At 49.4% G+C, this 21,987-nt stretch carries 20 protein-coding genes; 4 read left to right on the forward strand and 16 right to left on the reverse strand.

Going from position 1 to position 21,987, the window contains the following annotated elements:
* The coding region (locus H608_RS24505; protein ID WP_038008097.1) for a hypothetical protein at positions 1–320 on the forward strand (320 nt) is incomplete at its 5' end.
* Positions 321–563: 243 nt separating this feature from the next.
* Here the strand turns inward: H608_RS24505 and H608_RS21905 are convergent.
* Complete coding sequence (locus H608_RS21905) at positions 564–2,186, reverse strand: vWA domain-containing protein (protein WP_051268194.1); 1,623 nt, start codon at positions 2,184–2,186, stop codon at positions 564–566.
* 408 nt (positions 2,187–2,594) lie between these two features.
* Positions 2,595–3,005 (reverse strand): EVE domain-containing protein, encoded by a 411-nt coding sequence (locus H608_RS0110065; protein WP_028787573.1) that lies wholly within the window; start codon positions 3,003–3,005, stop codon positions 2,595–2,597.
* Positions 3,006–3,149: 144 nt separating this feature from the next.
* On the opposite strand from H608_RS0110065, the gene H608_RS0110070 reads away from it, so the two are divergent.
* A complete protein-coding gene (locus H608_RS0110070) occupies positions 3,150–3,704 on the forward strand; it encodes a fasciclin domain-containing protein (RefSeq protein ID WP_028787574.1) in 555 nt (184 codons plus the stop codon).
* A gap of 296 nt (positions 3,705–4,000) precedes the next feature.
* Here the strand turns inward: H608_RS0110070 and H608_RS0110075 are convergent, their stop codons facing one another.
* From H608_RS0110075 to pdhA, 4 genes are all read right to left on the reverse strand, one after another.
* Complete coding sequence (locus H608_RS0110075) at positions 4,001–4,720, reverse strand: (Fe-S)-binding protein (RefSeq protein WP_028787575.1); 720 nt, start codon at positions 4,718–4,720, stop codon at positions 4,001–4,003.
* Positions 4,721–4,759: 39 nt separating this feature from the next.
* Complete coding sequence (gene ribH / locus H608_RS0110080; protein WP_028787576.1) at positions 4,760–5,257, reverse strand: 6,7-dimethyl-8-ribityllumazine synthase; 498 nt, start codon at positions 5,255–5,257, stop codon at positions 4,760–4,762.
* 36 nt (positions 5,258–5,293) lie between these two features.
* Entirely contained in the window at positions 5,294–5,983 is a 690-nt protein-coding gene (locus H608_RS0110085; protein ID WP_028787577.1) for a tetratricopeptide repeat protein, read from the reverse strand.
* Between the two features lie 66 nt (positions 5,984–6,049).
* Positions 6,050–7,045, reverse strand: coding sequence for a pyruvate dehydrogenase (acetyl-transferring) E1 component subunit alpha (pdhA, locus tag H608_RS0110090; RefSeq protein WP_028787578.1), 996 nt, complete (start codon positions 7,043–7,045; stop codon positions 6,050–6,052).
* 58 nt (positions 7,046–7,103) lie between these two features.
* On the opposite strand from pdhA, the gene recF reads away from it, so the two are divergent.
* Positions 7,104–8,294 (forward strand): DNA replication/repair protein RecF, encoded by a 1,191-nt coding sequence (recF, locus tag H608_RS0110095; RefSeq protein ID WP_245565749.1) that lies wholly within the window; start codon positions 7,104–7,106, stop codon positions 8,292–8,294.
* On the opposite strand, the gene H608_RS23580 is transcribed toward recF, so the two are convergent.
* The 9 genes from H608_RS23580 to H608_RS0110140 form a co-directional block, all read right to left on the reverse strand.
* On the reverse strand, positions 8,291–10,036 hold the full coding sequence (locus tag H608_RS23580; RefSeq protein WP_071836945.1) for a serine/threonine protein kinase: 1,746 nt from the start codon (positions 10,034–10,036) through the stop codon (positions 8,291–8,293). The two genes, recF and H608_RS23580, sit on opposite strands and share 4 nt — an antisense overlap.
* Positions 10,017–10,874 carry a PP2C family protein-serine/threonine phosphatase gene (locus tag H608_RS21915; RefSeq protein WP_051268197.1) on the reverse strand — a complete coding sequence of 286 codons (858 nt, stop codon included), beginning with the start codon at positions 10,872–10,874 and terminating at the stop codon, positions 10,017–10,019. The genes H608_RS23580 and H608_RS21915 overlap by 20 nt, the downstream gene beginning before the upstream one ends.
* A 119-nt stretch (positions 10,875–10,993) precedes the next feature.
* Positions 10,994–12,658, reverse strand: coding sequence for an FHA domain-containing protein (locus tag H608_RS0110110; protein ID WP_028787580.1), 1,665 nt, complete (start codon positions 12,656–12,658; stop codon positions 10,994–10,996).
* Positions 12,659–12,922: 264 nt separating this feature from the next.
* Positions 12,923–14,002 carry a serine hydrolase domain-containing protein gene (locus tag H608_RS21920; protein WP_051268198.1) on the reverse strand — a complete coding sequence of 360 codons (1,080 nt, stop codon included), beginning with the start codon at positions 14,000–14,002 and terminating at the stop codon, positions 12,923–12,925.
* A gap of 185 nt (positions 14,003–14,187) precedes the next feature.
* Positions 14,188–16,626 carry a DNA ligase D gene (ligD, locus tag H608_RS0110120; protein ID WP_028787581.1) on the reverse strand — a complete coding sequence of 813 codons (2,439 nt, stop codon included), beginning with the start codon at positions 16,624–16,626 and terminating at the stop codon, positions 14,188–14,190.
* Complete coding sequence (gene ku, locus H608_RS0110125) at positions 16,623–17,399, reverse strand: non-homologous end joining protein Ku (RefSeq protein WP_028787582.1); 777 nt, start codon at positions 17,397–17,399, stop codon at positions 16,623–16,625. Before ku ends, ligD begins: the two co-directional genes overlap by 4 nt.
* A gap of 51 nt (positions 17,400–17,450) precedes the next feature.
* A complete protein-coding gene (locus tag H608_RS0110130; protein ID WP_028787583.1) occupies positions 17,451–18,413 on the reverse strand; it encodes a Gfo/Idh/MocA family protein in 963 nt (320 codons plus the stop codon).
* A gap of 19 nt (positions 18,414–18,432) precedes the next feature.
* Positions 18,433–18,864 (reverse strand): cupin domain-containing protein, encoded by a 432-nt coding sequence (locus H608_RS21925; protein WP_051268199.1) that lies wholly within the window; start codon positions 18,862–18,864, stop codon positions 18,433–18,435.
* Between the two features lie 72 nt (positions 18,865–18,936).
* Positions 18,937–19,785: an alpha/beta hydrolase gene (locus H608_RS0110140; protein WP_162142863.1), complete on the reverse strand. Its 849-nt coding sequence runs from the start codon at positions 19,783–19,785 to the stop codon at positions 18,937–18,939.
* Positions 19,786–19,973: 188 nt separating this feature from the next.
* On the opposite strand from H608_RS0110140, the gene H608_RS0110145 reads away from it, so the two are divergent.
* Positions 19,974–21,314, forward strand: a complete 1,341-nt coding sequence (locus tag H608_RS0110145; RefSeq protein ID WP_038008119.1) for an MATE family efflux transporter — start codon at positions 19,974–19,976, stop codon at positions 21,312–21,314.
* Here the strand turns inward: H608_RS0110145 and H608_RS0110150 are convergent.
* Positions 21,311–21,913 (reverse strand): hypothetical protein, encoded by a 603-nt coding sequence (locus H608_RS0110150; RefSeq protein ID WP_028787586.1) that lies wholly within the window; start codon positions 21,911–21,913, stop codon positions 21,311–21,313. The two genes, H608_RS0110145 and H608_RS0110150, sit on opposite strands and share 4 nt — an antisense overlap.
* Positions 21,914–21,987 lie beyond the last annotated feature (74 nt).

Genomic DNA, 21,987 nt, shown 5'->3' on the forward strand with positions numbered 1-21,987 from the left:
TGAGTGTACGCCAGGATTTTTTTGCCCGCTTGTTCATGATGACCAGTGCGGCGGTACTGGCCTTTCCGGTGGAAGAGCGCTTGAAAAAAGAACAGGCCCAAACCAGCAATAAGCACAAATACAAGGTCAATCGTACTAATACATTAGCCATCGTCAAATATCACTTGCATGTAATGGTGGTCAAAGGAATGGTTGTTCCATGTCTGAAAGCGATCGACAGTATACTGCTGAAAACAAAGGAAATTATCCGGCCAGCAAGACGCTTCCCCCGGAAACACCTCAAAAAAAAACCGCCAAACTCAAACTATAAACACCTCTAAAGCCTTAAGGAAACGACATTGAATGGTGAATGGTGAATGGTGAATCGTCAATCGTCAATCGTGAATCGTCAATGGTGAATCGTCAATCGTGAATGGATTCGCCTTGATTCGTCCTCGGGGACCGAAACCTGGTGTATACTTACTACTTAAAACTTATTACTTCGGGCGGCTGTTTCACCTTAGCCCGAAGTGTCGGGCCTTACGCCCTACGCCTTAAGCCTTAAACCTTAAACCTTACGCCTTCTACCTTTTTGACAAAGCAGGCACTGCTTCTACAAGGCTGATAAACCCGCCACGAAAACCTTCAGGATCGGCTCCTTTGGCTCCACGGGCCAGTGATAACACCTGTTGCCAATTCGCCTGCTGGCGATAAGGCGATTCGCGCAAGAGCAGGCCAAACTCGGCAACGGCTGCGGCAAAACGGAAATGATCGGAACTTTGTCGCCAGTTGAGCGGATCGTTGTACACAACGCGGCCCAGTTCTTTAGCCTTTTCTTCGGAAGGATTTTTATAGCGGACCTTTACTGTCAGTAATTCGCCGGCATAACGGACGCCGTTATTGCTTTGTTGATAGCGGAGTGAATCACTGCTTTTGAGAAAATCATTTTTTACACCAACCGGAATAATTTCATACAGTGCCGTAACGGTATGGCCACTCCCAATCTCACCCGCATCTTTTTCATCATTGCGAAAATCTGAAGCGGCCATCTTGCGGTTTTCATAACCGATGAGCCGGTAACCCTGTACACCGGCGGGATTAAATTCTACCTGGATCTTCACATCTTTTGCAATAGTGAACAGCGTACCGGCAAATTCGCTTACCAATAATTTACGTGCCTCACTAAGCTGATCGATGTAAGCATGATTACCATTTCCCTTATCGGCCAGTTCCTGCATTTTACTGTCCTGGTAATTGCCTGTACCAAAACCAAGCACGGAAAGATACACACCGCTTTTACGTTCGTGCTCAATGAGGCGTACCAGTTCATCTTCGCTGGAAACGCCTACATTGAAATCGCCGTCGGTGGCAATGATCACGCGGTTATTGCCTTCTTTCATGAATTGTTGCCGGGCAATTTTATAGGCGAGTTCGATGCCTTCACCGCCGGCCGTGGAACCACCGGCATTGAGCCGGTCAATGGCATTGTGTATCTGCTGTTTGTTGTCGCCCGACGTTGCGGGTAATACCACACCGGCATTGCCGGCATAAGTAACGATCGCTACTCTGTCTGCAACGCGTAGCTGATCGGTCAATAAATGGAGCGAGGCTTGTACAAGGGGGAGTTTGTTCGGTTCATCCATCGAACCGGAAACATCAACAAGGAAAACAAGATTGGAAGGAGGCAGATCGGTGGTGGGGATTCTGCGTCCCTGTATGCCTACTTTGAGTAAACGATGCGATGCATTCCAGGGACAATCGGCCAGTTCGGTATGAATGGCAACGGGATGTTCGCCGGTTGGTTCGGGATAATTGTAGTCAAAATAATTGACGAGTTCTTCGATGCGTACGGCACCTGCCGGCGGCATGTTGCCGGATTCAAGAAAGCGGCGCACGTTACTGTAAGAAGCGCGGTCTACGTCTGCTGCAAAGGTCGATAACGGCTCTTGTCGCGGAGACAGAAAACTGTTTTCTTCGATGCTGGCATAACCTTCGCCATCAAAGAGTTCCTCATCTTTGACAAGCGTCAATGCCTTTGCTTCATCTGTTGCAGGCTCGCCTGCGACGGGGCTTTGCAGAAGCGCATCTTCCCTGGTTTTGTACTGTGTGTTTGAAGTTGATGATGGCTTATTGTTGCAACCGTAAGCCACCAGGCACAGCACGGGAATCAACACCCGTGCTGCACGCAGCTGGTGATAAATGTTCATGGCTATACTTACTTTATCAGTGATTAATAGATGCAGGAACAGAAAGATTTCATAAATGAGTGGTCAGTAATTTTATCACTGCACTGCATTTTCTTTCCGGGTTGTTCAGCGGATGAAACGAAGTAACCGGTTACAGTTATATATACCCGGCATTGAAAAAGGTAACCCTTCCGCCGGAGGCGGAATATGTTAATTTGATGATTTGAAAATTTGCGCCCAAGTTCAGGGCTGGGCTTCGACCTGAGTTTGCACGAAGCCCCGGGCAAAGAGTATAACCAGTTGTAAGTAGTAGTTAGTTTGCGCCTTTGCACCTTATGCGTCTTCACGTGAAAAGCCGACGAGGCCCACGCAACGTGATAACTTCGAGAGCCTCGTCATCATTCAAACTTTTGACTTTTGAATTTTGACTTACTTCCCTTTGGCGAGTTCCATCACAATCTCCCACTCTTCCTCTGTTACCGGTTGAACGGACAATCTGCCCAGCCGCACAAGCGCCATGTCGGCGAGACGTTTATCGGCTTTTATCGTAGCGAGTGAAACGGGATGTTTTAATTTTTTATGCGGAGCAAAATCAACAGCCGACCATGTGTCTTCGGTGGAGGTAGGATCCTGGTAGGCTTCTTTTACCACTTTGGCAATGCCAACGATCTCCGTGCCTTCATTGCTGTGATAGAAAAAAGCTAGATCACCCTTCTTCATCGCACGCAGGTTATTCCGCGCGGCATAATTGCGGACACCATCCCAAAAAGTTTTTCCGTCTTTTTCAAATTGCTCCCAACTGTACTTGAACGGTTCCGATTTGATGAGCCAGTATGCCATACGATAAAAGGTGTTTTGCGGATTTAAAAATTGAATCAATTTATAAAAATAAAAAATCGCCGGATAAAAAACCAAACGATTCTGTTTCGCCGTAATTGATGCAGTAAACTGGTTTCAAAAAACCATTCCAAAAAAATAACAGTTATGAAAAAGCTCAGAACACTTATGCTGGCAGCCGCTTCACTGCTGATGCTGCATACAGCTAACGCCCAGAAAGAAAAAACAGTTGAAGTAGGTGGTGCCCCCATGTACCCTTCAAAAAACATCGTTGAGAATGCGGTTAATTCCAAAGACCACACTACGCTCGTAGCAGCCGTAAAAGCTGCAGGGCTGGTAGAAACCCTCCAGGGTCCAGGTCCTTTCACTGTATTTGCTCCTACCAATGCAGCTTTCGACCGTCTGCCTGCCGGTACTGTTGAGTCGCTGGTTAAACCTGAAAACAAGGCGAAACTGACAGGCATCCTTACCTATCACGTGGTAGCTGGCAAACTCGATTCAAAAACACTGGAAAAATGGGCAGCAAAAAATAACGGAACAGCCGAACTGAAAACGGTTGCCGGCGGAAAGCTGTGGGTAATGAAAAAAGACGGAAAATGGTGGGTAAAAGATGAAAAAGGTGGCGTAGCTGAGATCACCATACCTAATGTGTATCAAAGCAATGGAGTGATCCACGTGATCGACCATGTGCTGATGCCATAATTTTTTTACCGAATGGAAAACCGGCTGTTATCCGGTTACGTATTTAGTTATAGAGGACGTTTTTAATTCATACCCCTGAAAACCCGTAACCCGAAAACACCTGTCCAATAAACGAGTTTCCATTTAGGGCAAACCAGGCCGGTGCTCCGCAAGGACGCCGGCCCTTTTTTACAATGTGGAAATGTGAAAATATGTAAATGTGAAAATGAAACAGCCGGGTGACTCATTTTCACATCAACACGCCGAAGGCGTGACACATCTTCACATTTCCACATTTCGCCGCCTCCGGCGGCGAGTTACCAGCCACTCGCCAGTACATCCGCCAGGTGCATGGCTTTCAGATCGTAGCCTTTGTTTTTAATATAACCATCGAGGTGCATGAGGCACGACATGTCTGTAGAGATGAGATAACGCGCATCTGTGGCCAGTGCGTTCTCCACCTTCTGCTCTCCCATTCCTACCGAGATCGCTTCAAATTTCACGGCAAATGTGCCACCGAAACCACAACAGGTTTCCACATCATTCATTTCTGTTATTTCCAGTCCTTTCACTTTCGACAGTAACTGACGTGGTTCGGTTTTGATGCGGCATTCGCGCAGTCCTGCACAGCTATCGTGATACGTGGCCTTGCCTGGCAACGATGCGCCTACGTCTTCCACCTTCAGCACCTTGATCATGAATTCGGAGAATTCGAAAAGACGGTTACCGAGGTCCTTCACCTGGTTGTGTAAAGAAGAGTTATCAAACAGCTTGGTGTAGTAGTTGCGCACAAAGCCTACGCAACTTGCACTCGGCGCCACGATGTAATCGGTGCCGCTGAAGTCTTTTAAAAACTTGGTACAAACACTGCGCGATTCGTCCCAGAAACCGGCATTGAAAGCCGGCTGGCCGCAACAGGTCTGGTTGGCATTATAACTTACGGTGCAGCCGGCTTTCTCCAGCACTTTCACCATATTAAAAGCTGTTTCGGGGAAAAGCTGGTCCACGAAACAGGGAATAAAAAGTTGTACGTTCATAAAACCGTCTTGCGGAATTTATCAATGCTGTTGATCCACTCAGAAAGGCAGTTGTCCCGTCAACCCAATCATCTTGATTGCGGTGATAGCTGCTTCTTCACCTTTGTGGCCGTGGATACCACCGGTTCTTTCATGTGCCTGTTGCTCATTTCCAACCGTCAGCACGCCAAAGATCACGGGTACCGGCAAGGTAAGGTTTAATTGGAGAACACCATCCGTTACTGCCCTGCACACGTATTCGAAGTGCGGCGTATCGCCACGGATAACGGTGCCGAGGGTAATGAAAGCATCGGGCTTTTTGCCGATGTCGGCACTGTCCCATATCTTCTTTACTGCGAAAGGAATTTCAACGGCTCCCGGAACACTCACGCGGATGATTTGCGCCACGCCATTGGCCTGCAGCACACGTATCGCTCCTTTTTCCAGTTCGTCTACGATGGCTGCGTTCCATTCGGTTTTAACCAAAACGACACAGGCATCCTTTTTCAGAATGCCTGTATCGAGATGTAATAATTTACTGTTAGCTACATCTGCCATGGTCTCGTCTTATTGTTTTAGCGAAGCCTGAACGGATTATTCGGCGTCGTACACACCCAGTTGAGCCAGGTAAGTGTCAACCGTATAACCGGCGGGCGTACGCGGGTATTTTGTCTTCAGTTCTTTGTACAGTTCGATGGCCTGCTCCGGCTTGTTGAGTACGCGCTGAGCCAGGTAAGCGGCGCTGAACAATGCATCGGATGCGCTGAATGCGTCGCCGTCGAATTCGCGGGCGGCTTTTTTGTAATAGTCAAATGCTTCTGCAGCACTGCCTTTATCACCATAAGCATCACCGAGCAGTTTGTATGCGCGTGCCTGTACCTGTTTTGAATCGCTGTCGAAGTCTTTCAGGTATTTGATCGCTTTATCGTTGTCCTTCAGCTTAACGTATGCGCTGCCGGCCATGAATTTGGCCAGGTTAGCGGCTTTGGTACCGTCGTAGCGGGAGATCACTTTCAACAGACCCATGTTGGCACCGTCGCCGTTCAGGGCCAGGTTCAGCGAATCCATGCGCCAGTACTCTTCGGCTTTGAACATTTTCTGGGCAGCTTCCTGCTCTTTTGGTTTCTTAACAAATTGCTGGTAAGCAAACCATCCGCCACCCAGCAGCACCACGGCTACGAATACGATGGAAATTACCTTACTGTTTCTCTGCCAAAAATCTTTGGCCTTGGCAATTGCGACCTCGCCACTGTCCACACCCTGCACGTTTTTCTTGTCTGACATTTTTGTTTTGGTTAGTTAATGATGACTGAATGCGTATCCGCTTCCGCGGCCCTCCATCCTGGTTAGTTAGTCTACGATGAAGGGATAGTTTTGGTCTACGTAAATATCTTTCAATACTTCGCTGTCGTCCGGCCATGGGCTTTCTTCAGCAAATTTCACTGAGTTGTTCACCACTGCGTCGATGCGTTCATCGATCACTTTCAGGTCTTCCTCTGTAGCGAATTTATTTTCCAGGATCGTGTGCATCACCTGTGCGATGGGGTCTTTGGAACGGTACTCTTCTACTTCTTCTTTGGTACGGTATTTCTGAGGATCGCTGATGGAGTGACCTTTGTAACGATAGGTTTTGATTTCTATCAGGGTTGGTCCGCCGCCTTCGCGTGCTCTTTTCACCGCACGGCTGATGCCTTCGTGTACGGTTTCAGCGCTCATACCGTCAAACATATCGGCCGGCATTTCGTATGCGTCCGCCAGTTTGTAGATATCGGTTACGTTGGATGTACGCTCTACCGAGGTACCCATCGCATAGTTGTTGTTTTCGCAGATGTAGATCACCGGCAGCTTCCACAGCATCGCCAGGTTAAATGATTCGTGCAGGATACCCTGGCGGGCAGCGCCATCGCCAAAATAACACAGCACCACATTGTCAGTGCCGCGGTATTTTTCGGCAAATGCCAGGCCGGTACCCGTACCGATCTGCGCGCCCACGATACCATGACCACCGTAAAAGTTCTCTTTTTTACCAAAGAAGTGCATACTACCGCCCTTTCCTTTGGCACAACCTGTGGCCTTGCCGTACAGTTCAGCCATACAGCTGTCGGCAGAAATGCCTTTTGCCAGCGCCAGCCCGTGGTCACGGTAAGCGGTGATGAACAGGTCTTCTGCACGGGTAGCGGTCATACAACCCGCAGCGATGGCTTCCTGGCCCACATAGGCGTGGAAAAAGCCACGGATTTTGCCTTCCATTTTATATTTTTCTTCGGCCATCAGTTCAAACTGACGGATCAACTGCATTAACTCGTACCAGTACAGGTAGGTCTCTTTAGAAAATTTTGTGGCCACCGGCGTTGAATTTTGTGGGTTTAACCGTTTTAAACGGGAGGCAAAAATAAGGGAAAGAATGGAATTATCCACCCAAATCGGTCCTGCCCTTTCCCGGCAGCCTAAGCGGCTGTCCGTGCAGCAGTTGGACAGTTTTGCGGCCGGTCGCTTATCTTGCAGTCCCATGCTGTTTTTCCGGGCTATATCACTCCTTCAATTTAAGAACTATACCAACCGCGCTTTCGAGTTTAACGAGGCGGTTACCGGTATTTGCGGCAACAATGGCCAGGGAAAGACCAACCTGCTGGATGCCCTGCATTATCTCTGTTTTACCAAAAGCTATTTTTCCCGCACCGACGGCCATGCAGTACAGGAAGGCCAGAAAGGCTTCCGCATCGAAGGAAGGGTGAGTTTAAACGAAAAACAGGAAAAAGCCGTCTGTGTGCTCCGCGAAACCGGCAAAAAGGAATTTTCGGTCAACGACCAGCCTTATGACAAGTTTTCCCATCATATCGGCCGTTATCCCTGCGTGATCATTGCGCCGGACGATGCGGTGCTCGTAACCGGTGGCAGCGAGGAACGCCGCAAATTCATCGATTCGTTGTTGTCGCAGGCCGACGCCACCTACCTGCAGCACCTCATCAGCTATACCAAGATCCTGCAGCAACGCAACTCGCTGCTCAAATCTTTCGCCGAAACCGGCCAGCGCAATTTTGCCCTGCTCGATGTGCTCGACGAACAACTACTGAAGCCGGGGCAATATATTTTTGAAAAAAGAAAGGATTTCCTGATTTCGTTCCTGCCCGCGGTAAGGCATACCTACCACGAAATCGCACAGCAACCGGAAGATCTCCGGCTCGTTTATGAAAGCCAGTTACTGGAAAATAACCTGGCCGAATGCCTGCAGGCTTCCCGTCAGAAAGATCTTTATGCCGCTCGCACCACGGCCGGACCCCACCGCGACGAACTGGAGATCAGCCTCGGCGCACAGCCTTTTAAACAGATCGCTTCGCAGGGTCAGCGTAAAAGCCTGCTGTTTGCCCTCAAGCTGACGGAAATGGATGTGCTTAAAGAGGAAAAAGGTTTCCCTCCGCTCCTGCTGCTCGATGATGTATTTGAAAAACTTGATGAGTCGAGGATCAGCAACCTGCTGCAGCGCGTTTGCCGCGATAATGCAGGACAGGTTTTTATTACGGATACCAACGAAGAAAGATTGAAAAAACACCTCGACGACCTCGCCATTGCGCACCAGATCATCACCCTGCGTTAACGTACCACTCCTCTGCCCAACTCCACGGTAAATTGCGCACCGGAACGATAGATCGCCGGTTCATCCAATCCGAGCGATTGCTGACGAAAACGGTCTGAATGCAATTTGACATCGCTGCCATCAACGGCCTGCACCCGCAGGATCACAAAACCGATCAGGGCTTTTTTGCGTTTGCCGGATGGCACCACGTCTACAATTTTACCGGTTACCATCGCACCCTTCCGGATGATTACGCGATGATCGACCACCACTTCTTCTGCCGTGTATAATTTAACGGGTTTGCCGTCGCGCTCCCTGAGTTCGGACGTAAGCTCTTCCGCGAGCACTACGCGTAAGGAGCGGCCTGCAGGAATTTTCACCGGGGCATTTTTTGCAGGGCGTTCCGGTTCCGGAGTGGGCGCGGGCGCCGGCGGATCATTGCCTTTGGCCTCCTCGGATGGCGGTTGCTTTTTATTTTTGTCTCTGACAGGCTTCTCCGGCGTTTTACCCGTGTTACCGGAGCCTCCACCAGCATTGTCATTTACCACGGGAACAAAAACCGGTATGTCTTGTTTTTTTCCGCCGTTATCATCCTGCGCAGGTGGGTCATCCTGGTTAAACGTCAAGGATCGCGTTGAATCTTTTTGTACCGGCGTTTCTGCTTCTCCGTTTGTTAACGATTGCGATTGAAAGTTCTGGTACACGCAATTGCCGGTTACCAATACCAGGCATACCAGTACCACGATCGTAAGCAGGCGAAGCGATTTGTCCTGTAAAAATGCCGGCCAGCTTAAGGCAGGTATGGTTCCCATTTTGGGCAATGATAGTTTTAAAGCTGGTAGTTTAAATACAGGTTTGGCCGGGGAAAAGGCGCGCGTGGCTCCTGCATCTGGTGGAGTAAGCTGATCATTGCTGATGGCCTGCAACAAATGATGATCGGGTATCAATGCGGCATTCAATGCTTCCTTCAAAGCAGTTTGGAGTGCCGCCACATCGGCATAACGTTTTTGTGGTTGCCGCTCCAATGCAGTCAGCACCACTCTGCGGAGCGCGGCAGGCACATGTTCGGGATCAGCAGGCCATGTCGCTTTTTCCTCGAGCTTGCGTTTCATCAGGTCATAATCCGTATCGGCGCGGAACGGCGTATGGCCGGTGAGCAATTCATATAAAATATTTCCTGCGGCATAAATATCGGTAAGTTCATCGCCTTCCTTTCCCTGGATTTGTTCAGGTGCCATGTATTCCAGTGTGCCCACGGATTTTCCATATTGCGTCAACCGTTGCGAATCGCGGATACGCGCGATGCCGAAGTCCATGATCTTTACTTCGCCATCACCGGAGATCATAACGTTGGCCGGTTTCAGATCGCGGTGAATAATACCACGGCGGTGCGCGTGGCCGAGGCCTTGCAATAATTGTATTAAAATACTCACGGCCAACACCGGTGAAAGGCGGCCTTTATATTTCACCCATTCTTCCAATGTCTTTCCTTCTACATATTCCATCACCATCCAGTAAGTATCCTGACGGGGAATGAAAGCATAGAGATGGGTGATGTTGGGATGATTAAGTCTCGCCAGCGCAAGCGCTTCCTGTTGGAAACGGCTCTCGGGAGATTCTGCTTCAGAGGATACCGTACGCAGCAATGACTTGATGGCTACTCTTCGTAAAAGCAGCCGGTCTTCAGCAAGGTACACCGTGCCCATTCCACCCTCTCCGATCTTGTGCAGGATCGTATATTGATCACTCAATTGTTGGCTCATACATTACCGTTTGTTCGCGTGTTACCGCCTCAGGCCGGTATGTAGCGATATCAATAATGATTGCAGTAAAATTGTCCTGTGCACGCCGTTGCATACACAATGCGCGCAACGCATCCAGTGCAAAGGCAGGATCCGTCATTTGAAGCAAGTGTCCGATCTCTTGTGGCGTAACGGCATCGTACACACCATCCGAGCAGAGGAAACAACGTTCGCCCAAACCCAGCGACACCGGCTCCCGGCTCACTTCCGGTTTCACGGCCGCTACCGTTCCGAGTGCCTGCAGCAATACATTTTTTTGCGGATGATTGATCGCTGCGGCGGCGGTGATCGTTCCTTCGTCTACCAGTTGATTCACCAGTGTGTGATCGGTGGTGAGCTGAACCGTTTTTATTTTATTATAATAATAAAGGCGGCTGTCGCCAACGTGTGCAAAATGCAATTGCTGATCGGCAATCAGCGCCATCACGGCCGTAGTACCCATGCCGTTCAGGGCAGGATCTTTGGTGGCGGCATCGTGGATACGCTGGTGAATCTCCTGTACCAATTTGCTTAACAGCGCCGGCGGTTTCATCTGCTTGTAATGAAGGCCTACAAATTCTTTTGCGGTATCGCAGGCGATGGCGCTGGCCACTTCTCCGGCCTGGTGTCCGCCCATGCCGTCGGCCACCATGGCAAATACGGCCCGTGTATGTTTGTCGGGATAAAAAAACACCAGGTTGTCTTCGTTGCCGGTTCTCACCGGTCCTGTTTCGGAAAGCGTATATACGCGGCAGGCCGCTGTTTGTTCCGTATGCGGAATGACCGGATCTGCTTGTTTTTTTTGCCAGGGAAAACGCATAATGGTAGTTGTAAGAAGGGGGATATTCATGATACGACTGCCTGTCCGCGGCCCCGGAAACCGGGACCTGCGGGGCAGCGCCCGTCAAAAAAAGCTAGTTGAAAACGGGCAATTCGTTTTTAGCGGATCACTTCATCGCGACCCATCAGTTCCATGGCATATTTAATAGGAATGGAATACGACATCTTATCACTTCCGGCAGAGTAAATGCCGATCACATTTCCTTTATTGTCGTACATCGGACCGCCGCTGTTTCCGGGACCGGTAGAGTTGATCGTAAGCTGATAGTAATCGCCCATCACACTCATATAACCATCTACTTTGTCGGTAGCGGCGCGCCCTTTCACCAGTCGCCCGATGATGCCGGTGCTGACGGTGGGAACAGGCACTTTCACGATGTTGGGATTTTTATTGAACGCATCCTGCGAACGCGTAGCCACAAACTGATCGGGCGACATGCCGGGATACCCCATCACCGTTACTTCACTACCCGATTCAATTTCGTCGTAATTGTTCAGCAACTGAACAGGTGTTAATTCTTCCACCATATCGATCTTCACCAAAGCCACGTCGTGAACATTGGAAATACGTGTTACTTTTCCGGGTGTGCGCAATGAATTGTTGGCAAACGTTACGTCGAGGTAAGAAAGATCACCGGCGATAACGGTCACGCCTGATTCGATATTCTGGCGATTGTAATTGCCCGCTTCAACAGGCACCCATTCGCGCACGTCATTAGGCCCTACCATTACACCATCCACGGGACCGAGCTGTCCTTTCTGATTATAAGCCAGCAACACACCGGGAAAATCAGCGTCGGAGAAATGATAAGAAGTGAGCCAGGGTGAGGCCACGTGGCGGTTGGTGGCGATATAACCGCGGTCATCTACCACGAAGCCACTGCCGGTTCCATAACCGCCGATAGGTTGGATCATAGCGCCTGCTGGTTCGTTGCCTTTGGTACAGAGATACGGCTCTACGGCACCTGCAGCATTACGGATATAAGCCGCATAATATTGGGTAACGCCGCGTTCTTTCATCGGCAGCTTGACATGATAGAGTTGTTCGCCGGTGCTGGTCAATTGTAATTTCCATCCCACTTCGATGAAGACTACTTTCTTTTCGTTGGCCTTTACGATATCGGCCGGTGTGAGTCCACGCTTGGTACTGTCACCTTTGACGATTACTGTTTCGTGGTATTCTTTTTTTGGTTTATTGGAATAAATGATCCAGCCGCCGGTGCTTACGAGGATGAGCAATGCCACAACAGTGATCAGCAAACGCTTGCGGCTTTTTTTCTCCGATTGTTTAACGATGTGCTGCATCGTTTGTTTGCCGATACCTTCTTTGATGGGCACGGCTTTGGCGCTGGTTTCGTGTACTTTTGTTTGTGCAGCAGGTGTATCCACTACCCGTGTTTGTTTGATATGCGAAGCGGGGCGCGGATCGAGGTCAAACTCCATGGAGGGACCGTCTTTGCCGAGACGGATTACGTCGTTGGCATAAAGCACCGTTTTTTCGGTGATGGCTTTGCCGTTGACAAATGTACCGTTCTTGCTTTGCAGATCGGTGATCTCATAGGTATCGGGAAGTAAGGGATTGACACGGATGCGGCAGTGTTCGCGGCTGATACTATCGGCCGACAGATCAAAAGCGATCTGGTTGGTTTGTCCGCGACCGATACGGATTTCCAGATCCGGAGAGGCGCTGAATTTGTCTACCTGACCAGACTTGGCTCCGTCGATGTGACGGAGCAGGATTGTAGTAATGGTTGAATTGCTCATGTTACTTTTTTTGACGTTAGGAATAAAACAGCCTGTGGCCGGGTGTATTTCAAGGGGGCGTTCCGGAGGGAAGGATTTATGATGCAATATTATCCTACGTCAAAACGGAGTCCTATACTTAGTTTGTAGTATTCCGTGCAGGCGCACGGAATACTACAAACAATGTGGAAATGTGAAAATGTGTAGATGTGGAAATTAAACAGCCATGGTTCGTGTATACACGAACCATGGCTGTTTAACCTTATGCTTTAAACCTTACGCCTTCTAAGGAACGATATTTCTCAACGTCTGCCGCACCTTGAGGCAAGTGGGTGCCGTCACAAAACCACTGCCTGCAGGCAGCAGGGTGAAGATAAAACCGGTAATCTTTTTACCACGATTGACCCATGGATGGCTGCCGAAAGCACCAGGACTGCTGTTTTCAATCAATACATCAGCGGAAGTGGTCACATCGCGCCAGTTGCCGATGCCGTAGATGCCGCCCGTGGTAAAATAGCTAACCGGATAAGGTGTGTTCTCGATGGTAACACCGGTGGTATAACTTTTTTCCATAGCCAATACCGACGCCTCACTGAGCACGCGGGTGCCCGTATTCGTGAGACCTTTGCGCATCAGCATATCGAGGAAAAGTATGTAATCATTCGGCGTACTGCGGGCACCACCGGCAATGATGGGATTAGTAGTAAGACCAAAATCAGTATTGGTCATGCCGCAGGGCGTATATATTTTTTCCTGGATCAATGTATTCCAGCTTTTACCGCTGACCACTTCGCAGATGCGGCCCGCCACCTGCATGCTCACGCCACCGTAGTTAAACTTTGTACCGGGTGCATTGATCAGCGGAACATTTTTGGCAATCGAGTCCACCGCTTTTGCCAGGGTCAGGGTCTGGTCCGATTCATAACCCTGGCTGGAATTACCGGGGAAACCAGATGTATGGGAAAATAATTGGGCCAGGGTTATTTTGCCTTTGCCGTAGGTGGTAAAGACCGGCAGGTACTTGCCAACCGTATCCTCCAATTTTAATGCCCCCTGATCTACGAGTGACATCAACACCGCACCGGACAACCATTTGGAGCAGGAAGCGATCAGCGCACGTGTATTGCCATTGTAGCCACCCCAACCTTTCGCGTACACTTCCCGGCCATCTACATGGATCACGGCGTAACAACGTCCGTCGAAGATAGTAGTCATGGAGTCAGTAAGAATCCTGTCTACGGGGGAATAGTCCAGCGTAGTGGGATCAACAGGCTCGGATCCGGGATCCCTGGGTTGACAGGCTGTAAAGGACAGCAGGACAGTGAAAGTCAGCAGTACGGTCAGCGGGGCGTAGTTTTTTCGCATAATCAATAGACGGCCAGTAGATGGAAACGTTTAATGGTAAAGATAGAAAACCTTTCGGGATACCAGGATGTACTCAAAACCTGGTTCGTGTATACACGAACCATGGCAACTGGGACTTTGTCAGGAAGCTTTTTTGGTGACACCGGGAGGTATTCAAAACCGCGGTTCATGCATACACCAACCGATCACGCGCCCAGCTTCTTCAGTGCTTTTTCGATATCGGTACTTCCCGTTAGTATTTTTTTAAACAGATCGCCTTTTTTCTTCAACCGGGCAGGCATATTGAGGATCGTAAATTGGGATGGCGAGAGTTTGTGGGTCACTTCTTTCCATTCCAGCGCCGCCGATACTGTAGCGCCGGGTTTCGGACGGAGACTGTACACCGATGCCAGGGTCTGACCGCTGCGGTTTTGCAGGTAGTCGATATAAATACGTGGCCCGCGTTTTTTCAGGGAGCGTTCGAGCGTGGTATTGTCCGGCATCTGCTCGCTTACCAGTGAAGCAATGATATGTGCAAAGTCCTTCACCGTTTCGTAAGCATATTTATTTTTCAACGGAACATATACATGCAAGCCTGAAGCGCCGGATGTTTTGCATATCGACTGCACCCCTGCTTTTTCCAATACACTTTGCGTGACAAGCGCCACATCCACTACTTCCGTAAAATCATTTTTATCCGAAGGGTCAATATCAATTACCATCCAGGTCGGATTATCCGGCGCATTCATGGTGCTGTTCCAGGGATTGATTTCTATGCAACCGAGATTGGCCAGGTACAACAAGGTGGAGACATTATTGCATACGATGTAGTCGATCGTCTTCTGACTGCTTTCGCTTTCCACCGGGAAAACAGTTACGTAAGCCGGCGCATTTTCTCCGGCATCTTTATGAAAAAATCCTTCATCGCGGATCCCGTTGGGATTGCGCTTGAGCGACAAAGGCCGGTTCTTCAGATGCGGCAGGATGAAGGGCGCCATTTTTTCATAATAGTCTATCACATCTCCTTTTGTATAGCCTTCATCGGGCCAGAATATTTTATGGGCATTGGTAATGATTACCTTGTTTTTGCCCGTACCGCGCGATTCTTCGCGCGGCGTATCGAGTTGCTCTTCCACGGTTTCTTCATTGATGGCTGAAACTTTTTTGTCATCACGCAGGCGAAGGAACACAGGATGGCGGAATATCCCGTCTCGCGTAATTTCCCCGTAAGCCACGTCGGCAACCAGTTTTGGTTGAAGCCAGGTGACGGCGCCATTCGCTGGAATTTTTTCTTTGAAAGGTGAATCGTCCGTTTCCAGTGGCTTCATTTTCTTTTTCAGTTCACCCAGCAACTCGTCTGAAAAACCTGTTCCTACATGTCCCCGGTATTGCCATCCCCTGCCTTTTTTATTGGCAAGGATCAGAGAACCGAAATGATGCCTTCCTCCTCTGGGTGCGGTATAGCCTGCAATGACCACTTCGGTGCTTTGCACATTTTTCAATTTCAACCATTCCTTGCTTCTCGTGCCGGTGGTATAAGTGCTGTCCGCTTTTTTGGCAATAATACCCTCGAGTCCCTGCTCCCTGGCTGTTGCTAAAAAAGCGATGCCTTCACCTTTGATATGATCGCAATAGCGAACAGTTTTCTGACGCGCTAATAATTTTTTAAGCAAGGCTTTACGGTCGGTCAGCGGCAGATCTTTCAGGTCTTTTCCGTCGAGCGACAATAAATCAAATACATAATAAATCAACGGATAATTGAGGTGGTTCTCATAATGCTGCAGCTTTTGAAAATCGGGGAGATTTTTTTCATTCAATAATACCACTTCGCCATCCAGCACCGCTTTGTGTTTGATCTTTTGCAAGCCCTGGTAGACCACAGGGAACCGATCTTTAAAGTCTACGCCATTGCGCGAATAGAATTTTGGTTCGTCGGTACCTGTCTCCGCCACGGCACGGTAGCCATCCCATTTCACTTCAAAGATCCAGTCTTTGTCATCGAACGGTGTTTTCTCGAGTGTGGCGAGCATCGGCTTTATGTATTTCGTCATTTTTTTCGCGCGGCCATGCCGTGTGGACGCAACGGTTTTGTGAGACTGACCTTTCGTTCCTTTTTCTTCTTCCGCTTCATAGATGGCATTGACGGCGTGATCGTCGCGATGTTTGATGAGGAGCCAGTTCTTATCGTCTGCCTTGAGCCGCACCAATACAAATTCTCCTTTGAGTTTGTTGCCGGTCAGCCGCACTTTGAGTTCTCCTTTTTTTAAGGCCTGCAAGGCTGCCCGCTCCGTAATCACTTCGTGCCGTGCGTTTACCGGTTCGTAGGTGCCTTTATCCCAGATACCTACTTTGCCCGCGCCATAATTTCCCTCGGGAATGGTTCCTTTAAACGTGATATAGTCGACCGGATGATCTTCGACCATCACGGCCAGTCTTTTTTGTGAAGGGTTGAGCGACGGACCTTTGGGCACAGCCCAGCTTTTCAACACACCGTCCATTTCCAACCGGAAATCGTAATGCAACCGCGTGGCCTCATGGCGCTGCACCACAAAACGCAATTTGCCTGTGCTGCTTTTTTTCTTTTTGCCGGCGGGTTCTTTAGTCTGTTTGAAATCGCGTTTCTTGTTGTAGGTACTGATACTCATGACGCTTTTCTTTTACCGGATGAAAGACTGGCTTTCAATTGATCCATAAGATCGCTTGCTTTCGAATGCACCACCTTCATTGGTTTGTAAGGTTTCGCTTTCGCTCCTTTGGCTTTCGACTTGATGATCTTCAATAATTTGTCCGTATAGTCATCTTTGTATTTACCGATGTCGAATTTTTTGGTGAGTTTGTCGATAAGCTCGACGGCCATTTTTACTTCGGCGGGTTTGGCTTTTGTTTTCGGTATACTCAGCTCTTTGTCTGCACGCATTTCCTGTTCAAAACGGATGCGGTTGAGCATAAGTGCATTCCCCCTCACCTTGATAATACAGATATGTTCACGGTTGTGCATCACAAACATACCCACGCCGGCTTTACCGGTTTTGGCCAGTGCTTCGCGCAACAAAGCATAGGCGCGTGTACCGGTCTTCTCCGGCTCGAGAAAATATGGCTGTTCGAAATAGGTGCTGTCGATCTCTTTTTCGTTTACGAAATTGAGGATTTCGATATGCTTGGTTTTTTCAGGACTCGCTCTTTCAAAGTCCTGTTTGTCCAGCACCACGTATTTTTCATTGATCAGATAACCACGCACGATATTCTCCCAGGCCACTTCCTTGCCGGTGCGTTCGTTTACACGTTTGAACTTGATGTTTGCATGGTCTTTTTTGTCCAGCATATCCAGGTCCAGTGTACTTTCTTCCACAGCACTGTATAGTTTAACCGGGATATTCACCAGCCCGAAGCCGATGGAACCTGTCCAGATAGCTCTCATAATGTATGCTTTTACCGGAAACAGGAGAAAAAGTATGCCAGAGTGATGGGATCAGTCCGTTTGGGTGAGTTCTTCGATGATCTCCATCACTTCGGCGCCTTCTTCGCCGGTGCAGGGATTGTCGCCTTCGCCTCTGAAAAAGGCAGATACGGCAGCGATCATCGGTTGTTGCACATGCGCCAGCGACTCAAAGACAATCTTTTCCTCGTGATCACCGATGCGTAATAAACAGGCAGGATGGCCAAAGAAATTGAAGGAAATACTTCCCGCAGTTCCCACTATTTCACAAGTGTCGGTGTCTGCTTCGGCCGGTGCCCCGAATGTCCAAAGGCCATCGGCGAGAATTTGGGCGTTGAAAAGCAGGTGACCCGCCACCAGATCCGGTACCGGATATACCTGTTGCTGGTTGAGTGCAGAGGAAGACAGTATGCGGGGGCGTCCGAAAAGAGAATAGAGGATATCGAGTTGATGCGGTGCGAGGTCATGAAACAAGCCGCCACCCGAAACCTTCGGGTCGACGTGCCATCCGGCATTTTCGGGAAATGGTTTGTGAAGACGGAGGGTGACAGCTCTGATGTTGCCGAGTCTATTTTCTCTCACACATTTCCTTACATATTGATAAAGCGGTTGCCCGCGGCGGTAATGTGCCACGGATAATTTTACGTTGTTCGCTTTTGCAGCGGTGGCTATGCGACGGGCGGCTGCGGCCGTAAGGGCCATCGGTTTTTCCAGGTACACGGGTTTACCTGCGGCAATGGCGGCCAGAGCGTACTCTTCGTGTGAGGCGGGAGGTGTAGCAATATAGATGGCGTTAACAACAGGATCATTGATCAATTGCGCGGCATCTGCATACCATTGCGGTACGCCATGGCGTTTTGCATAATCAGCCGCAAGCGCAGCGTCGCGGCGCATGACGGCATGCAAATGACTGTGCGGTACTTTATTAAAAGCGGGACCACTTTTTACTTCCGTTACGTTTCCGCAACCAATGATCCCCCAATTCAGTTCATTCATACGGCAAAGATAAGCCGTTTTAGAGGCCGTCGTGGCCGTGTCCATGATCGTTATCCGCATGCATTGCGGTGCTGTTGGTAAACAACAACACGGCTTCGTCGGTTGCTTCAATGGTGTGTGCCACACCGGGATGAAAAGTAACCAGGTTGCCTGATCTCAATTCCATATCGCCTTCGATGGTTCTGACGCGCACTTTTCCTTCCAGCACCTGGATGGTAAATACGCCATCGACCTGGTTGTCGAAAAAAGCTTTTTCGTGCAGGCATACGAGTACGATGCTGAGATGGTCTGTTTTAAAAACAGTGATCCCGTTGCGGTCGTTCTTTTGCCAGGCTTCTTCTTCTCTTAATTGATTAATGCGTGTGCCGATATCGGTAAACACGAACGGCGCGTCTATTACACGATCGCCTTCCGGACGGTTATCGGTGGCTTCATTGCGTTTGTATTCCATACCCTCAGTTTCCCTAACAGGTACAAGAACCGTACTATTTTATTGAAAATGGAGGAAATACAGCCAGTTGGCTTAGTGCCGGCGCATAAATGAAATGATTTCGTCGTAGCAAGGGTTGGATAAATTGAAAAACTGTGTAATCATTGCTACATGCTTTTTCTTTTTCAACACATGGTACTCAGGCTCATCGCCCTGGTTTTTAAGCGCCTTGATGAATTTATCGTTGCCTTCGGCGATAAAAGGGATGGTTTTTCCGCCTACATACACCATCATGGGCGGCATGTCTTTGTGCAGTTGATAAATGGGCGACCCTTTTTTCCATTCGCTTTGGTCGTGGGTAAAGGTTTTGTAGTAGGTATGATTTTCCGGGAAACTATTGCCTTTGAGATAATCGTACATGTCCACGCCCGCGGCATCGATGAGGATGGCACCTCGCACGGGGTTTTTCATACCGAGTTCTGAGAAATATTTATCCTGTACCGCAATCAGTGCGGCGAGGTGCCCGCCTGCCGAATGACCGCCGATATAGATCTTTTCAGGATCGCCGCCATACAGCCGGATATTATCACGTACCCATTTTATGGAGGAAGCCACGGCCCTCGCCATGTCGTCGTAATTGGCCTGGGGGCTTAACGGGTAATTGATGATGACAGCTACTACCCCTTTGTTGGCAAAACCGTTGCCGATAAAGGAATACAGATCACGTTTGCCGGAATTCCAGATGCCGCCATGGATAAAAAGAAAAACTTCTGAAAGGCCATTGCTGTCCCGCGGTGAAAAAACGTTGAGCTTCTGATCGTGGACGCGGCCGGTCTGATCGGCTTTCATGTACGTGATATCCTTGTCGGGCACCACATTCTTAAAAGTACAGGAACTGAATACTGTGGCGATAAGCACAGGCACGGTCAGGAATCGGAACATATAGTTTTTCATCATTGAAGAAGGCTTTAAGAATAAGACAACCTTGACATCTCTTACCCCCATTTTTCTAAAATAAGCAAAAAAAACGCCAGTTGCGTAACCGCTCCTCCAAAACACCGATCTTTGCAGCCGCTTACGGTCAAATTAACTACGAAAAAACGGGGCCGGGAAGAAACGAGGAGGCTATTATGAATCTGTCACTGCCTTACCAGGCCAAGAAAACACTGCAATTATCCCTGCCAATCATATTCGGAGAGCTGGCCCAGATGGCGCTGCACCTGATCGATACCGCCATGGTCGGGGCACTCGGCTACAAGTACCTGGCCTCGGCCGCATTGGTGATTGCGGTAATGAATATTCCATTTGTAATCGGCATCGGCATTACGATGTCAGTATCGCAACTGGTATCGATGGCGCACGGCCAGCGCGACGGACAGAAGGTGTCGCATTATTTTTATAATGGCTTCTGGCTTTGTGCGGCAGCGGCACTGGTCATCTCACTCAGCCTGGTGCTGGGAAAAAACATCCTGTTGCACCTTGGCCAGGATCCCGAAGTGGCGCGCATGGCGGTTCCTTTTCTCGAATTAATGAGTTGGAGTATTATCCCGATGTTATTGTTCATGGCCTTGAAACAATTTACCGACGGACTGGAAAAGACCCGTACGGCCATGATCATCTCGCTGATTGCTTTACCCCTGAATATATTCCTCAACTGGCTGCTGATCTTCGGTAATCTTGGTTTTCCGCGGCTGGAACTGGTGGGCGCCGGCTGGGGCACCTTGATCACGCGTTCCCTGATGTTTGTGGCCCTGGGTATTGTGGTGCTTACGCACCCTGTGTTCTGCCGTTACATGGCTGTGCGGCGTAACCAGTGGCAGCTCCGCTGGCAAACGATGAAAGAACTATTGCACATCGGTATTCCGAGTGCACTGCAGGTAGGCCTTGAAAGCGGTGCCTTTGCCATATCGGGTATCCTGATCGGCACGATCAATGCCACTTCGCAGGCGGCCCACCAAATCGCATTGAGTTGTGCGTCTTTTACCTTTATGATCTCGATGGGACTGGCGCAGGGCAGTTCTATCCGCGTAAGTAATGCGCATGGTGCACGCAACAGACCTTTGATCCTTGCTATTGGCAGGAGCACATTGATCACCGGCTTGTTATATGGAACGATCTGTGCGATCTGCTTTATACTATTCAGGCATCCGCTGGCGCGCCTGTTCAATGAGGACGATGCAACGGTGCGGCAGCTTGCGGCCTATCTGATGTTCTTTGCGGCTATATTCCAGATTTCGGATTCGACACAGGCAATCGGTGCCGGTTTGCTGCGTGGTGTAAAGGACGTGACGGTGCCAACCATACTGATCGCTATTGCTTACTGGGTAATTGGCATCCCCATCGGTTACTGGATGGCCTTCGGTTTGAAAATGGGTGCCGCGGGAATATGGACAGGATTTATTATTGGTCTTTCCTGCTCTAGTTTGTTTTTGAGTATCCGTTTTCTGCGCAGGGCATCCAGATCGCTTTAGGCCGACCGTTTTTCCCAGGCAAAAATACAGGTAGCTCCCGCCGCTACACGGATGCGGTATGCGCTGTCTGATGCAATTTGATGATACATTCCTTTGGCCAGCGTACGTGTGCCCTGGTTGTCTTTAATCTCACAAATACCATCCAGCACGAGTATTGCCTGTAATTCGTCGTAAGCGGGAGGTTCGGCCAATGTGCCCATCAACCACACGAGCGCTGTTGTAAGATGAGGCGTTTGGTTGATTACGTAAATACGTAATGGATCGGTGGAAGAGGAAAAAAGAGAATGGCGGATCGTGTTGAATAAATGCAGGGAACTGCCCGGACTTACGCGCGGCTGATCCGCACTCACCAAACCGCGGCGGCGGCGATCCAGGAAATCGACATAGGCCATCAGCAATACTTTGAAAAACCGCGGCGTTGGTACAGCGTGAAGATGTGCCTGTTGTTCAATAGCTTCAGAAAAAGAATAAATCTCCTGCAACACTTCCGGGTATTTAACGGCCATGCGGTCTACTTCGCCGCGTTCCTCGGCAGTGGCCAGGCCCAGAACATACAGTTCTATCAGCCCCGAATGGAGAAAAGATTCGGTCTTTTTCATAGTATAGTACAATTACGATATAAACGTATCCGGCCCGGCAACGGTTTCTTTTTGTGGATTACTTAGAATTTCAT

It is taken from the genome of Terrimonas ferruginea DSM 30193, assembly GCF_000425585.1.
GTDB lineage: Bacteria > Bacteroidota > Bacteroidia > Chitinophagales > Chitinophagaceae > Terrimonas > Terrimonas ferruginea.